This window comes from Variovorax ginsengisoli (assembly GCF_030811835.1).
Lineage (GTDB): Bacteria > Pseudomonadota > Gammaproteobacteria > Burkholderiales > Burkholderiaceae_C > Variovorax > Variovorax ginsengisoli_C.
The window spans coordinates 134,582-149,597 of record NZ_JAUSRO010000003.1; the positions used below are offsets into that span (position 1 = coordinate 134,582).

A 15,016-nucleotide genomic window follows, 5' to 3' on the forward strand; every position below is an offset into this window, starting at 1 on the left:
ACGCTGTGCCTCAGGCGTCGTTGACGCGCCAGTCGTCGAGCGCGAAGTCGCGGTCGATCAGCTTCTCGGCGAGCAGAAACTGCTTGACCTCGCCGAGCAATGCGAGACCCTCCGGCGGATAAGCGGCATCGGGGAAATGCGAGAGCGGGTGCGAGACCTTGACGACCTCGACAGGGAAGCCGCTGACCTCCGAATGGAAGGCGTAATAGGCCTGGCTGTCGCGGCGGATGTCGGCGAGCGCGTCGCGTCGCGCTCGTGTCCATGCCGCGGCCAGCCCGGGCCTGCTGGCCAGCAACTTGCGCGACGCCACGATGACCGAGGTGCCGCGCAGTGTCGGATGCTGCTCTGCCTCGTCGATCACCGGATAGCCGCGTGATGCGAGCAGGGGGCCGACGTCGATCTGTGCGGCAAACGCGGCGATGGCGCTGCGGTCGAGCGCGGCCTCGCCGTCGCGCGGGAACATGTGGATGACCTTGACCGACTGCTGCAGGCCCTGTTCCTTGAGCAGTCCCAGTACGTAGCGGTGCATGTAGGAGCCACGCGCCACGCCGATCGACTGGCCTTCGAGCTCCTTGACGCGGCGCACGCCGCCGCGCGGGGTCAGCAGCCAGACATTCATGCCTACGGCATCGAAGCCAATCAGCTGGCCCTCGAGCCCGCGCGAGCGGGCAACGATGGCCGGCGTGTCGCCGTAGATGCCCACGTCGAGTGCACCCGACAGAAAGGCTTCGTTGAGATCGGGCCCGTTGGGGAAGTTGCGCGTCACGATCTCCTTGAAGCCCAGCGGGGCGAGTTCGCGCAGGAGTTGCCCCTGCCGCAACGCCCATCCGGTGGCCGCGGCCGGTCGCTTGCCCGGGCCGATGTAGCCGAGGCGCAGCACGGTATCGCCGGCCTGCGCGGTAGCGAGGCCCGGCAGCGAAACGGCAGCGGCGGCACCGAGTGCGGTGCCCAGCAGGCGCCGGCGTGAAAGGGTGGTGGCGTGGGGGGTAGGCGGGGAGTCGGTCATGGTGTCGGTGGGCGATCGGGCTGGTGAATCAGTGCGCGCGTCGCAGCAGCTCGAAGCTCGCGTCGGCCGATGCGGTGGACTGGCGTCCGCGGCCCCACCCGATCGCGCTGCGGTAGCTGCCCATCAGCGCCTGCGTGGCGGGCTCGCGTTCGGCTTCTGTGGCTCGGCGGTCGGCGATGGGGGCGACGTAGAGGGCGTCCTCTGGGCAATACAGCTCACACATGAAGCAGGTCTGGCAGTCGTCCTGCCGGGCGATGCGAGGCGGGCCGCCGGGGACGGCTTCGAACACGTTGGTCGGGCAGGCGTTGACGCAGATGTTGCAGGCCGTGCAGCGGTCGGGGCTGATGAGTTCGATCATGCGGCGAGGGCCTCGGTCAGCGGCTGGGCGCGAACCCAGACCTCGTCGAGCCCGCCGCTCAGCAGGCGATGGCGTTGCGTCGGATCCAGGTTGCCGTGTTCGCGGCGGCGATGCATGCCGCGCGTCTCGGTGCGCTGCAGTGCACTGCGATACATCCAGCGTGCGGTCGCGAGCATGGCCGCGGCCTCCCGCGCCCGCACCGCTTCGGTGGCAGTGGCCGCAGGCCCGCTGCGGCGCAGCCGCGTCCACAGGTTGTCAAGCCGACCGAGCGATGCATGCAGCGCATCGCCCTGGCGGAACCAGTTGCGTTCGTAGGGAAAGACTTCGGCCTGCACTGCCGTGATCACGGCCTGGCTGTCGAAGGCCGGTGCATTGGCGTCGATCAGTGCCACCCCGCCGGTGCGCTGCAAGGGCCGCGCGGCGCGCGCTCGGGCGTCCTTGCCGAAGGCGGCCGCACCCGCTCCGGCCCAGAAGCCGGAGGACAGCGCCCAGGCGGCGTTGTGGCTGCCGCCACCGGTGAAGCCGCCGCAGATCAGCTCGCGCGTTGCGGCATCCCCCGCTGCGTAGAGGCCGGCGACCGACGTAGCGCAACTGGCGTCGACGAGATTCAGGCCGCCGGTGCCGCGCACCGTGCCTTCGAGCCGCAGTGTTACCGGGAAATGCTGGACGAAAGGATCGATGCCCTGGCGGTCGAAGGACACGAAGAAGTTGGGCTGGGCCGTGCGCATCCAGGCGCGGATCTGCGCGTCGGCCCGGTCGATGCAGGCAAAGACGGGCTGGGTCTGCAGGTGTTCGGCGATCACGCTGCGCCCGCGCGAGGAGCCGGCGCCTTCGATGGCCTGGCCATGCCGGTCGTAGAACGTGGCCCAGTTGTAGAACAGCGACTTGGTGACCGAAGAGAAGGCCGGTCCGAGCCCATAGGCGTTGGAGAACTCCATGCCGGAGAGCGCGGCGCCCACCTCGGCGGCCATCAGCTGGCCGTCGCCTGTCAGCACGTTGCAGCCCAGTGCCTTGCTCAGGAAGGCACAGCCACCAGTGGCGATGACCACCGCACCGGCCCGCGCCACCCAGGTGTCGCCGGTCTGGCGATGGACGCCAGCGGCGCCGGCCACGGTGCCTTGCGCATCGACGAGGAGCTCCAGCGCAGGGCTGTGATCGAGGATGCGGACTCCGGCTTCCTTGACCCGCTTGCGCATCAGCCGCATGTATTCCGGGCCCTGCAGCGAGGTGCAGCGCAGGCGTCCTTCGTCATCGCTGGGGAAGGGATAGCCCCAGTCCTTGAGGCGCTCGACGTTGTCCCAGGTCTGCGCGAGCACGCGGTCCATCCAGGCGTGCTCGGCGAGGTGGCCGCCCATCGCGAGCCGGCTCGCCTTGGCCTGTGCACGCGCATCGCCGTCGGGCGAAACATGCCACAGGCCGGTGCCTGAAGGCGCCGTCGCGCCCGACGTGCCGCAGAAGCCCTTGTCGGCCAGCAGGACGCGCGCGCCCTGTGCTGCGGCACTGATGGCCGCCCAGGTGCCGGCCGGCCCGCCGCCGATGACGAGCACGTCCACGTCGTGGCGTTGGCTGCCGTCGGCGCCGGACAGCGTCCGGCCATCATGATCTCTTGCGCGCATTCGAATTCACCTGTGGTTCGGGTAACTGCGCACGGTACGCAGAGGCGCTTGATCGGGCAAAGAAGGAATCCATGAAACCTTATGCGTTTCATGCGCACGCCATGGCGAGCCGCTGCCCCAACGAAGCAAACCGGATATGGGTAGATGAAAAGCTTCGTTGTTCCGGTCTCCGACGCTGCGTATCGTGAGCGCCATATCGGCCTTTCGACCCTGCAGATGTCTCGGCTGCCGCGGCACAGCGCGGCAGCCTGAGCGTCCGAGGCGGCCGAACGCGGTCGCGTCAAATGGCTGCGGTCAGCGGTGGCGGCACCGCAGCCAGCAATGCGCGGGTGTACGCATGCGCAGGCCGCAGGAACACGTCGTCCACCGAGCCCTGTTCCACCACGCGCCCCTCGTTGAGCACCAGCACGCGGTCGGCGATGTGGTGGACCAGATTGATGTCGTGGGAGATGAACAGCAGCGCAGTGCCCAGGCGCGACTGCAACTCGCCGATGAGGTCGACGACCTGGGCCTGGATCGAGATGTCCAGCGCGGACACCGGCTCGTCGCACACGATCAGCGTCGGCTCGGCCGCCAATGCGCGTGCGATGGCCACGCGCTGGCGCTGCCCGCCCGACAGCGTGCGGGGTCGCCGTTCGCCCAGCCCACCGTCCAGACCCACCTGTTCGAGGAGGGCATGGATGCGATGCGTGGCCTGCGCCGTCGACAGGGCGCCGAGGTTCTCCGCGATCACCTCGCGCACCGTGTAGCGAGGATCGAAGCTGCTCAGCGGGTCCTGCGGGATGTACTGCAGGCTCGCGCGCAGGCTTCGACGCGCCTTCTCAGGCCGGTGGGACCACGCTTGCCCGCGCAGGCGCACGTTGCCGGCGTCTGGCTCCAGCAGGCCCAGCACGATCTTCGCGCAGGTCGACTTGCCAGAGCCCGATTCGCCGACCAGTCCCAGCACCTCACCCGCCGCGATGGAGAACGACACGTCGTGCAGCGCCACGAAATCGCCGTCGCGCGCCGGTCCGATGCCGCCGCCGCGGCGAAAGCGCTTGCCGATGCCGTCGACTTCCAGCACCCGCTCCCCCGACGTGCCTGTGCCGCGTGCATGCCTGCGCGGCGGCAGCGGTTCACGCACGACGCGCGTTGCGTTGCGATCAGGGTCCGCAGGTGCCGATTCGAAACGTGCCGAGGCGAGCCTGCTGCCTTTGGACGATGCCGACGGCACTGCGGCGATGAGCTGGCGCGTGTAGGCATGCCGCGGCTGCGAGAGCACCTCTCGCGCCGGGCCGGCCTCGACCACGCGCCCCGCGCGCATCACCAGCACGCGGTCGGCGATTTCCGCCACCACCGACAGGTCGTGGCTGATCAGCAGAAGGCCCACCCCGTCGTCGCGCACACGCCGCCCGAGCACCTCGATGACCTGCTTCTGGATGCTGGCGTCCAGCGCTGTCGTCGGCTCGTCCGCAATGATCAGGCGCGGTTCGCCTGCGATGGCCGCCGCAATCAGGGCGCGCTGGCGCAAGCCACCCGAGAGCTGGTGCGCATACTGCGCCATGCGTTCGTCGGGGTCGGAGATGCCCACGCGCGCGAGCGTCTCCCGCGTGCGCCGGGCGATGGCGTCGCGCCCACGCAGCAGGTGGTGGTGGCTGATCACCTCGCCGACCTCCTGGCCGATCGTGCGCAGTGGGTCGAGCGACACCAGCGCGTCCTGCATCACCAAGCCGGCAAAAGTGCCGCGCAGGCGCCGCCAGGTGGCTGCGTCGAAGCGCAGCGCATCAGCGTCGTCGACGAGAAAGCGCGTGGCGCTCACCCGGGCGCCGGGGCCGACCAGGTCAAGCAGGCAGCGCGCCGTCACGCTCTTGCCCGAACCGGACTCGCCGACCAGGGCCACGCACTCGCCGGGTCGAATGCGCAGGTCGACGCCTTCCACCACCGTAGTGCGCCCATGTGGCCCGTCGAAATGGATCCCGAGCCCCTCGATGTCGATCAGGGGCACGGACGCCAGTGTGGCGGAGGGCGCCGCAATGGTGGCCTCCAGGGTGGAGGTAAAGCTCATGCGGAGCGCCCTTCGAAGCGGCGTTGCAGGTCGTTGCCCAGCACGGTGAAGGCGATCACGGTGAGCGTGATGGCCGCGCCCGGGAACACGCCCGGCCACCAGGCCACGCGCAGCACGTCGCGGCTCTCGGCCAACATCACGCCCCACTCGGGCGTGGGCGGTTGCGGGCCGAGCCCGAGGAAGCTCAGGCCCGACGTGGCGAGGATGGTCGATCCGACGTAGATGGTGGCGGTCACCGGAACGGCCACCAGCACGTTGGGAAGCACGTGGCGCAGGAACACTTGCAGACGGCTGCGCCCGTAGATGAAGGCGTGTGTCACGTAGTCTGCGTTGCGTACGACCTGGGTCTGCGCACGCACCACGCGGCCGAATTTCGGAATCCCGGCGATGCCGACCGCGATGGCGATATTGGCCATGCCCTGGCCCAGGAAGATCACCACCAGCATCGCCAGCAGGACGCCCGGGAACGACGAGATCACATCGAGCAGGCGCGAAATGCTCTCGTCCAGGAGCCGGTTCCTCTGCCCCGCCACCACGCCGAGCAGCACGCCGAAGAACACCGACACCGCGGTGCTGCCCAGGCCGATGCACAGCGAATAGCGCGCGCCGTGGACGGTGCGCGCGAACACGTCGCGGCCGAGTCGATCGGTGCCGAAGAGATGTTCGCCGCCCGGCGGCTGCAGCACGGCGAGGAAGTCGCCTTCCAGCGGGTCGTGCGGCGTGAGCCATTGCGGCGCAGCCGCGGCGACGACCAAGGCCAGGATGAAGAGACCGGCGAGCAGCACGGCGATGGCCGGCAATCGCCTCGCACGGCGAAGATTGCCGTGTACCGAGGGCTCGGTCTTGATCGGCGCGGGTGAGGCGGCCGGCCTGGATGCCGGTGTTGCAGCGGGCAGTTCGAGCACCGCCTGGTCGATGGATGTCATGGCGCTTTCAGCCTCGGATCGATCAGCACATAAAGAAGGTCGAGCAGCGTAGAGGCCGCCACATGCACGAAGGCCGCCAGCAAAACCACGGCCAGCACGATCGGCACATCGTGGCTGAGCACGGCATTGAGCGTGACGGTGCCCAGGCCCGGTCGCCCGAACACCTTTTCGGTGATCACGGCGCCGCCCAGCAGGCCGCCGATGATCCAGCCGCCCAGCGTCATGACGGGTAGCGCCGCGTGGCGCAGCACATGGCGTGTGCGCACGCGCCATTCGCCGAGCCCACGGGCGCGAACGGTGACCACGAACGGCTGTTCGAGCGTCTTCTCCATCGCTTCGCGCAGCACCTGCGTGAGCAGCCCCGCCGTGGGCAGCGCCAGCGTGATGGCAGGCAGCACAAGCGCTGCTGCGCCTGCATCGCCCGACACAGGGAACCATGGCAGCGTGAACGAAAACGCCATCAGCAGCAGGATGCCGAGCCAGAACACGGGCGTCGATGCGAACACCAGCTCCACCAAAGACGCCACTGCGCGCGAGATGCGCCCACGACCCGAGGTGAGCACCGCCACGCCCACGGCGATGAGCAGTGCCAGCACGCCTGCGCTCACCGCCAACTGGAGCGTGGGCCACAACTGCGCCGCCACCACGTCGGCCACCGGGCTGCGCAGTTCGTAGGACGTGCCGAAGTCGCCCCGCGCGATGCGCCCCAGGAATTCGAGGTACTGCACGGCCAGGCTGCGGTCGAGTCCCCATTCCGCAGCGATGGCCTCGCGCAGGCCCGGATAGTCCAGGTCACCGGCAAGGATGTCTGCGATGTTGCCGGGCAGCGCGTGCAGCCCGACGAAGGCCGCGGTGGTGCTGCCCCAGGCCACCACCAGGCTGGCACCGAGCCGGCCCGCGACGCGGCGCCAGAGGGCCGGGTTCATTTGCCCTGCAGCCACACGTCGTGGAAGTTGGACGGCGAGTCGAGCTGGGTCTCGAAAGAGAGCCCGCGCACGCCGCTCTTGGCCGCAAGCTGGTAGTTGGCCGAGAACAGCGGCACGATGAATGCCTGGTCGACCGCGCGGCGTTGCGCGTCTTCGACCAGCTTCTTCTTGGCGTCGGCGTTGGTGGAGGCCAGCGCTTCGTTGATGAGCCGGAACAGCTCCTTGTCGCCCTTGTCGGCGACGGCACGAATGAAGCCGCTCTCGCCGATGTTGCCCTGCAGTTCCTGCGCCGCATCGGCCGGCAGATAGGTGTTCGGATAGATTGTCCACGTGCCCTTTTGCAGCTGCTGGGCCCATTCGCCGCCGGTGGTGAAGCGAAGCCGCAGGTCGAAGCCGAGGTTCTTGCGCAACAGTGCCTGCAGGCCCTGAATGAGCACCTCCCGGTTGTCGCGGACGAAGGGTTGCGGGTAGCCCACCTCGATCGTCAGGCGCTGTCCGTCCTTGGTGCGAAAACCTTCGGTGTCGCGACCGGTCCAGCCGGCTTCGTCGAGCAGGCGGTTGGCGCCGGTCACATCGTTGCCCCACGCGTTTTCCAGGCTCTTGTTGTAGAAGTAGTTGTCAGGCCCGATGTTCGACCACGCGCGCCGGTAGGTGCCCTGATAGACGCTGTTGACCAGCGCGCCGATGTTGGCACCGTCGCGCAGCGCGCGACGCACCCGCACGTCGTTCGCAGGCGGAATGGTGTAGTTGATGTTCAGCGTGAAGGAGGTCTGCGCACCCGCGGGTCCCACCAGGAACTGGAAGCCCGGCCGTCCCTTGAACAGCCCCACATCGGTCGGCTGCACGCCCTCGATCACGTCGACCTGACCCGACGACAGCGCGCCTGCGCGCACCGCGTATTCGGGCAGGAAGCGAACGGTGAGCTTGTCCAGGTAGGCCGGGCCGGTGTGCGCGGCATAGCCCGGCGCCCACTGGTAATCCTTGTTCTTCAGGAAGGTGGCCGACTGCCCGCGCGTGTAGTTGTCGAACACGAAGGGGCCGCTGCCGGCCAGCGTCGGGCCGCCTGCGCAAAGGCTGTCGCCCGAGCGCAGCGATTTGGGCGAGACCAGCCCGAGGCGCACGCTGGCGATCGATTCGAGCAGGCCCGAATCGGGCCGACGCAGCGTGAGCTTCACCTCGGTGGGCGACACCACCTGCACCGCGTCGACGGCCTGCAGCAGCTCGCCGGCCGCGTTGGTGTTCTTCGTGTCGCGCACGAAGTCGAAATTGAACTTCACCGCCTCGGCGTCAAGTGGGGTGCCGTCGTGGAAGCGCAGGCCTGGCTTGAGCTTGAAGCTGTAGGTCTTCCCGTCTGCCGAGATGGCGTAAGACTGCGCGAGCCACGGCAGGAAGCGACCGCCCGACGCCTTGGCCACGAGCGAGTCGATGAAGTTGCGGATCAGGATGTAGGAGTTCTGCTGCGTCGAGCGATGCGGGTTGAAACAGATGGGGTCGGTGGTCACGCCGAAGGTGATGTCGCCGCCCTGGCGCGGGGTTTCAGCGGCCAGGCTGGCACCTGCGCTCAGCGCCAGGCAAGCCAGTGAAAGTGAGAGCGCGAAGCGAGGGCGCGATGTACGACGCAGGTCGAGAAGCAGGGGCATCGGGAGGTCCGGGAAGAGAGGAAAAAGCGGTCGTGCAGGGTGACGCGCCACGGAGGGCGGCGGCCGATTCTTGATGACCCCACCGATGCGGAGAACGAAGACTTCCGCGCATGCTTATTCGGTCACCGAGGATGCCATTGGGCTGCAGGCGCGCGCTTCATCGAATCGTCGCTGTGCGAGATTGCTGGTACGAAGACCTTCGTTCTCGACCGACTGCCGAGCTCGCAAGATCGGCAGGCCATCCTGGCCAGGGCGTCGATGGAGTAAAGCGCTGCATCAGCCGCGCCGGAAGAACGAACCCGGGGCGTCAGGGCCGGCCGGGCAAGGTTGTGCTGAGCCTGGGTTTCGACGGGGCCTCGCGCTCGCAGGGCGTGCCCTTCGAGGCGCTGGCCGCGCCCGGGCCGGGCTCAAAGCGCAGGACGTGGGCCTCAAGGTGAGAGTCTTCAACGACGACGCTGAGCTGCGCGGCGGCGAGACGCCGCACTCTCGCGAGTCCTGCGACACTGGCCCGGTACCTGTGAAAACCGAGCTCGCCGATCCATGACTCCAATCTCTCCCCGCCGAGGCGCCGAGGCGCTGATCCAGTCGCTGCAAGCGGCAGGCGTTAAGCGCATCTTCACGCTCTCGGGCAACCACATCATGTCGTTGTTCGACGCCGCCTTCGGCTCCGGCATTGAACTCGTGCATACACGCCACGAGGCCAGTGCGGTGCACATGGCCGATGCGTGGTCGCGCATCACCGGACAGGTCGGCATCGCCCTCGTCACGGGCGGGCCGGGCCATGCGAATGCGGTGTCTGCGTTGTATACAGCGCAGATGGCCGAGGCACCCGTCGTGCTGCTATCAGGACACGCGCCGAACGATCAGCTCGGCCTGGGTGCTTTCCAGGAGATTCGCCAAGCCGAGATGGCGGGGCCAGTCTGCAAGGCGGCCTGGACGTGCGCCCATGCCGATAACGTGGCCGCCGACCTGGCCAGCGCCATCCGCCTGGCGAGGTCCGGTCGGCCTGGCCCGGTGCACCTGAGCCTGCCGACCGACGTGCTCGAAGGGATGACCGCTGCCAGCGTCCCTGCCCAGGGCGCCTTCGCACCCGAGCCGATGCCCCTCGATCCGGGCGTGGCAGCGCTACTGATCGAGCACCTGGCGCAAGCAGAACGCCCGATGATTCTGGTGGGGCCGTCGTGCATGACGCGTGCCGGGCGCGCGCTCACCCAAGCCCTGGAAAAAGCGACGGGCGTTCCGGTGATCGGGATGGAAAGCCCGCGTGGCGTCGGCGATGCGAGCCTGGGCGTGTTCGCGCAACTGCTGTCCCGTGCTGACTGTCTGGTACTGGTGGGAAAGCGGCTGGACTTCACCCTGAAGTTCGGCACGGCCTTTCCTGCTGCGACGCAGGTGCACCAGGTCGATCCGGACGTCGTCGAGATCGAACGTAGCCGTCGCGCGCTCGGCGATCGTTTGCATGCCACGGCACAGGCCGACGCGGATTCGGCGCTGCGGGCGTTGACGCAAGCGGCGCGTGCTGTCGCAGGCTCGGCGTGGCTGGACGAAGCGCGCGCCGAGCTGGCCTACCGACCTGCGGCCTGGGACAGCGCAGCCTCGCAGATGCGGGGCCGCCTGCATCCCGTGCAGGTGCTGCGACCGCTTCAGGCCGTACTCGACAGCCATCCCGAATCCGTGCTCGTCTGCGACGGTGGCGAGATCGGACAGTGGGCCATGGCGTGCCTGCGTGCGCCGCATCGCGTGAACAACGGGGTTGCCGGATCGATCGGTGCGGGCCTGCCCTATGCGCTGGCGGCGCGCTGTGCGCAGCCCGATGCGCCGGTTGTCGCGGTGATGGGCGACGGTACCGTTGGCTTCCACATCGCAGAGTTCGACACCGCCATCCGCTACGGCCTGCCATTGCTCGTGGTGGTTGGCAACGATGCGCGCTGGAATGCAGAACACCAGATTCAATTGCGCGACTATGGCGCCGAGCGGCTGATCGGTTGCGAGCTTTTGCCCACGCGCTACGACCTGGTGGCGCAAGCTTTTGGCGCGCACGGCGAATGCGTCACCGAGGCCGGGTCGCTGTTGCCGGCCGTGCATCGCGCGCTGCTCAGCGGCATGCCGGCTTGCCTGAACGTGATGATCGAAGGTGTGCCTGCGCCGCAGATTCGTCGATAGCGCCGCTGCGATCGCCAGGGGAGACCGCGCCGAGGCTCAGCGAGGCTCGATCCAGGTGTCGCTGAAGTCGCTCGTGGCAACGGTGTCGGCAACCCGTCGCCCGGAGGTCGCGGCCTTGGATCCACCCGATCGCGTTCTCTGGAACACCGGTTGTCACCCGAGTCGGCCGTCGTGGCTACTCCAGCGTGAAGCCGACCTTCAACGTCACCTGCCAGTGAGCGATCTTCCCGCCCTCGACGTGGCCGCGCGTTTCCTGGATCGTGAACCAGTGGATGTTGCGAATGGTCTCGCTGGCCTTGGCGATGGCGGTCTCGACGGCTTGTTCGATGCTGGTGGGCGATGAGCCCGTGAGTTCGATGGTCTTGTAGACGTGGTTCGACATGACGTTCTTCCTTGGTTGATCGACGTTGCCGTCGGGGGTGGGGGTCAGAATGAACCGGTGGTCGGTGGAGGTTCGCCCTTGAGGTGCCAGGCGCCCGAGGCGGCCGCCTTCCACTGGCGAGGGTTGTGGTTGGCGACGGTGCGCGCATTGCGCCAGTGGCGGTCGATGTGGTGCCGCCGGTCGGTGGCGGACGCGCCGCCGACGTCGAAGGCAAGTTCAGAGGCCCTGAGTGCGGCCTCGACCGCGACGTACTGGGCCTGGGCCACCGCAATCGATGCCTCATTGAGGGCGCCGTCGCCGAGTTGATCTTCCCAGGCAGCATCGAGCGCGCCCGCCGCCTTGAGCACCACCGCTTCAGCCGCATAGGCCTGCGAGGCGATCTGGCCGACCGTCTCCTGGACATATGGGTCGTCGACCGAGCGGTCCGCGCTGCTGTGGCGGATCGGTCGTGCATGGTGCTGCGCAAAGTGAACGGCATCGTGCAGCGCATTGCGGGCGATCCCGGCCTCCACGGCGGCGAGATAGAGCTGGAACAACGGCGTGACCGGGTTGCGGCGGTCACGCGGGATGTAGCGCGGACGAATCTCCTCGGACGCGATGCGGGCGTCATGGAAGCGCGTGGTGCCACTGGCGGTGAGCCGCTGGCCGATGGCATCGAAGTCGTCGACCAGTTCCACGCCCTCGCGTTCGCGCGGCACGATGAAGCTGGTTTCCTTGCCTTCGTCGTTCAGCGCGATGGAGGCGATCCAGTCGGCATAGAGCGCGCCGGTGCTGTAGTACTTGGTGCCCGTCACGCGGAAGTCGTCACCCTCGCGGCGCAATCGCGCGCCGATGCTGCCGTGCGGACCGCCGCGCTCGATGCCGGCGTTGCCGAAGATGTCGCCGGCCAGCAGCCGTGGGAACCACAGTTGCCGCTCTTGCTCGCTGCCGGAGAACAGCAGGCTCTCGATGGTGCCGTAATTGGGGCGAAGCGCCTGGGCGATGTTCGAATCGGCAGCCGACAGATCGATGACGAAACGGATCGCATCCTGCACGGAGCCACCCGGTCCGCCGTAACGCTTCGGGATGCGAAAGGTCAGGAGACCGGCCTCTGCGATGCGGCGTACGAGGGCATAGGGTAGTTCGCGGGCCTGTTCCCTCGCTCCGGCGTCCCTGGCGATATCGGGCAGCAGTGCGGCCGCGCGTGCGACAAGGACGGACACGTTTTCTGCCGGAGGTGCAGCACGGCCTCGTAGTGCTGGATGGGATCGGAGCGAAGGCTCGGCCGCCAGGGCCGTGGGAGCGGTAATGGACATGCAGCAAATCTTAGGCGGCTCGCCATGTTTTGCTTAGCAGGAATAGGGATAAGCACATGCGCTTCATGCGCGGGCGCCCAATGGCATGGGTATCTGAAAGCCATCCATGCATGGAAGAAACATGCGCAGGCAGATGCCCTTATCCGCCGTCCGCGCTGCCTAGAATCGTACGCCGGCGCGCGGGTGAGCTCGGCATTGATCGGTGCGAGCCGCCCGGAGCAGATCGAGCCGTCGACCGACGACGCGTAAGCGCGGCCGTTGCGGCGTCGCGCACCCGCGGCGCCAGCGCAGCATGGTCGCAGACTCAGCGCAACGTGATACCTGCCGTCTGGATGGTCCTGGCGTAGCGCAGCCGCTCCGAGGTCAGCGTGCGGGCCATGTCGGCGGGTGTGCCACCGGTCACCTTGAAGCCCATGTCCTCGAGCTTGGCGCGTGTCTCCGGCGCGGCGATGACGGCCTGGATGTCGCGGTTGATCTTGGCGACCACCGCACCTGGCGTGCCGGCCGGCGCGAAGTAGCCTTGCCAGCTTTCGACCGCGAAGCCGGGCAGCCCCGCCTCGGCCATCGTTGGAACGTCGGGCAGCGCGGCCGAACGGTAGTCTGTGGTCACCGCCAGCGCGCGCAGCTTGCCGGCGCGCACGTGGTCGGTCACCGCGGCCAGCGTGATCAACGTGCCATCCACATGGCCGGCCAGCACATCGAGGGTGGCCGGGCCGCCGCCGGAGTAGGGGATGTAGTTCACCTGGGCACCGGTTTCCTGCACGATCATGCGCGATGCCGCCGTTGCCGGGCAGGCCCAGGCTGATCGATTGCGGCTGCGCCTTGGCCCGCGCCAGGTAGTCGCGGAAGTCCTTGATGCCGGTCTTCGGGTTGACCACGAGGATCTGTGGATTCACCACTGCCTTGATGACGGGCGAGAAGGTCTTCTGGCCGTCGTAGGGCAGACGGTCGAACGGGATCGCCAGGCGACTGTAGGCCGCGTGGACCGCGAAGAAGGGATGGCCGTCGCCGTAACGGCCGTGCTCACGCACGTCAAGCAGGGCCAGCTCTTTGCCATCTTCCAGCCAGTGCAGCAGCGTGTCGGCGTCGATCGGGAGCGTCTGTTCAAGGGATGCGAGTGCGGCGGACATGACTCAGGCCCCGCCGGGTGCGTTCTTGCGTGCGGGCGACCAAAGGGCCGTTTGATAGAGCGTGGCATCGAAGTCGGCGGGCACGTCGCCGAGCAGGCGCTTCTCGTGCTGGTCGAGGTCGGCCAGCACCAGATCGCGGTTGATGCGCGCCACCAGCGCCGGGATGTCGCGGCGCATGCTCGGCACGTCGCCGAGCGGCACGCCGGTGCTCACGAAGCCACCGGGGTTGTAAAGGTGGATGTCCTGCAGCCACGGCGCGCTGCCGGGTGTCTTCTCGCGGTACTCCAGGCCACTGCCCAGATAGGGCGCCGCACCCAGTTCGTCGTCGCGCTCGTCGTCAGGCGGCACGAAGCGATCGCGCCAGCGCAGGATGTGCGGTGCGATGTCGACCAGCTCGGAGCGGGAGCCAGGATCGACACGGTAGCCGGTGCCTGCGATCACATGGTCGAACGCAAAGTCCTCGCCGTGAACGCGCGTGTGCACCCGGCTTTGCGCTACCGCCGCACCGGTCCAGGTCGCACCGAGGTGCAGATGAAAGGTTGGGTGCCTGAGCACGCGCTGCACCGAGTCGGCCGGTGGCGTCGAGCCGTACCGCCGCAAACGCAGCGCCTGGTGCCAGCGGGTGGCGTCGGGCAGCGCATGGTAGTTGTCGTAGACGCCCGGATAGCCGCGCACGCGGCCGATCGGCGTCGCGGCCAGATGGTCGCGACGCGCAAACAGGTGCACGGCTGCAGCGCCGTGTTCGAGCGCCACTGCGGCCGCGTCGAAGGCGGAGGCTGCGGCACCGAGCACCGCGACGGTCCGGCCACGCAAGGCATCGAAGTCGATCGCATCCGCGGTGTGCGACACGAAGCCGCTGTCCTGCGCTTCTTCGAGCACGGCCGGAACGAAGGGCGTCCCGTTGCCTGCCACGCCGTTGGCGAGGATCACCTTGCGCGTGGTCTCGATGCGCGTCTGGCCACCCACCTGCAGGTGCAGCCGGAAGTGTGAGGCGGCACCGTGCGTGACTGGTTCGATGCGAACCAGCCGGGTGCCATAGCGCACCTGCACGCTTAGGAAGCCGCGGTACCAGTCCAGGTAGTCGGCCCAGTCGTTGCGCGGGATGCGATCGAGCGCCGCATAGGCATCGGTACCGTGGCGCGCCTCGTACCAGGCCTGGAAGCCCAGCGTAGGGAGGCCGAGTTCCGGTCCGACCAGGTTCTTGGGCGTGCGCAGCTTGTGCATGCGCGCCCGCGTGCGCCAGACTCCCGCCTGCGAAGGGTCGGGCGCTGCGTCAACCACCGTCGTGCGCCCGATGCCCGCGCGCTGCAGCGCAAAGGCAAATGCGCTGCCGTTCTGACCGCCGCCGATCACGGCGACGTTGTGGTCGATGCCTGGCGTGTCGGGCACCCAGTTCTCGGGCGCGGGGCCGAGCAGGCGCAGCGTCTCGCGCGCAAGATGGTCGATGGCGTGGTGAGCGTGGGTCATGCGGTCTCCGGCAGGGCGGTATCGGTCCGTCGAGCGACTGGCCTGAAAGATCGATGCCGCCCG

The 15,016-nt window shown here is 68.2% G+C and carries 11 protein-coding genes and 1 pseudogene; 1 reads left to right on the top strand and 11 read right to left on the bottom strand.

Annotated elements, in window-relative coordinates; genetic code table 11:
* Positions 1–10 precede the first annotated feature (10 nt).
* The 7 genes from J2W36_RS04920 to J2W36_RS04950 form a co-directional block, all read right to left on the bottom strand.
* Positions 11–1,006, bottom strand: a complete 996-nt coding sequence (locus tag J2W36_RS04920; RefSeq protein WP_307688565.1) for an ABC transporter substrate-binding protein — start codon at positions 1,004–1,006, stop codon at positions 11–13.
* 28 nt (positions 1,007–1,034) lie between these two features.
* Positions 1,035–1,364, bottom strand: a complete 330-nt coding sequence (locus J2W36_RS04925) for a 4Fe-4S dicluster domain-containing protein (RefSeq protein ID WP_307688566.1) — start codon at positions 1,362–1,364, stop codon at positions 1,035–1,037.
* Positions 1,361–2,980, bottom strand: coding sequence for an FAD-dependent oxidoreductase (locus J2W36_RS04930; RefSeq protein ID WP_307688567.1), 1,620 nt, complete (start codon positions 2,978–2,980; stop codon positions 1,361–1,363). Before J2W36_RS04930 ends, J2W36_RS04925 begins: the two co-directional genes overlap by 4 nt.
* 280 nt (positions 2,981–3,260) lie before the next feature.
* Positions 3,261–5,024, bottom strand: coding sequence for a dipeptide ABC transporter ATP-binding protein (locus J2W36_RS04935; protein ID WP_307688568.1), 1,764 nt, complete (start codon positions 5,022–5,024; stop codon positions 3,261–3,263).
* Complete coding sequence (locus tag J2W36_RS04940) at positions 5,021–5,950, bottom strand: ABC transporter permease (RefSeq protein WP_307688569.1); 930 nt, start codon at positions 5,948–5,950, stop codon at positions 5,021–5,023. The genes J2W36_RS04935 and J2W36_RS04940 overlap by 4 nt, the downstream gene beginning before the upstream one ends.
* A complete protein-coding gene (locus tag J2W36_RS04945) occupies positions 5,947–6,876 on the bottom strand; it encodes an ABC transporter permease (protein WP_307688570.1) in 930 nt (309 codons plus the stop codon). Before J2W36_RS04945 ends, J2W36_RS04940 begins: the two co-directional genes overlap by 4 nt.
* The gene (locus J2W36_RS04950; protein ID WP_307688571.1) at positions 6,873–8,516 is read right to left on the bottom strand and encodes an ABC transporter substrate-binding protein; all 1,644 of its coding nucleotides are present in this window, start codon (positions 8,514–8,516) and stop codon (positions 6,873–6,875) included. The genes J2W36_RS04945 and J2W36_RS04950 overlap by 4 nt, the downstream gene beginning before the upstream one ends.
* Before the next feature lie 540 nt (positions 8,517–9,056).
* Between J2W36_RS04950 and J2W36_RS04955 the strand changes: the two genes are divergently transcribed.
* The gene (locus J2W36_RS04955) at positions 9,057–10,679 is read left to right on the top strand and encodes a thiamine pyrophosphate-binding protein (protein WP_307688572.1); all 1,623 of its coding nucleotides are present in this window, start codon (positions 9,057–9,059) and stop codon (positions 10,677–10,679) included.
* Between the two features lie 175 nt (positions 10,680–10,854).
* On the opposite strand, the gene J2W36_RS04960 is transcribed toward J2W36_RS04955, so the two are convergent.
* From J2W36_RS04960 to J2W36_RS04975, 4 genes and pseudogenes are all read right to left on the bottom strand, one after another.
* On the bottom strand, positions 10,855–11,061 hold the full coding sequence (locus J2W36_RS04960; protein ID WP_307688573.1) for a dodecin: 207 nt from the start codon (positions 11,059–11,061) through the stop codon (positions 10,855–10,857).
* 44 nt (positions 11,062–11,105) lie between these two features.
* Positions 11,106–12,263, bottom strand: a complete 1,158-nt coding sequence (locus J2W36_RS04965; RefSeq protein ID WP_307688574.1) for an acyl-CoA dehydrogenase family protein — start codon at positions 12,261–12,263, stop codon at positions 11,106–11,108.
* Between the two features lie 397 nt (positions 12,264–12,660).
* A pseudogene (locus tag J2W36_RS04970) lies at positions 12,661–13,309 on the bottom strand (Bug family tripartite tricarboxylate transporter substrate binding protein); the annotation flags it as partial.
* A gap of 180 nt (positions 13,310–13,489) precedes the next feature.
* Positions 13,490–14,953: a SidA/IucD/PvdA family monooxygenase gene (locus J2W36_RS04975; RefSeq protein ID WP_307688575.1), complete on the bottom strand. Its 1,464-nt coding sequence runs from the start codon at positions 14,951–14,953 to the stop codon at positions 13,490–13,492.
* Between the last annotated feature and the right edge of the window lie 63 nt (positions 14,954–15,016).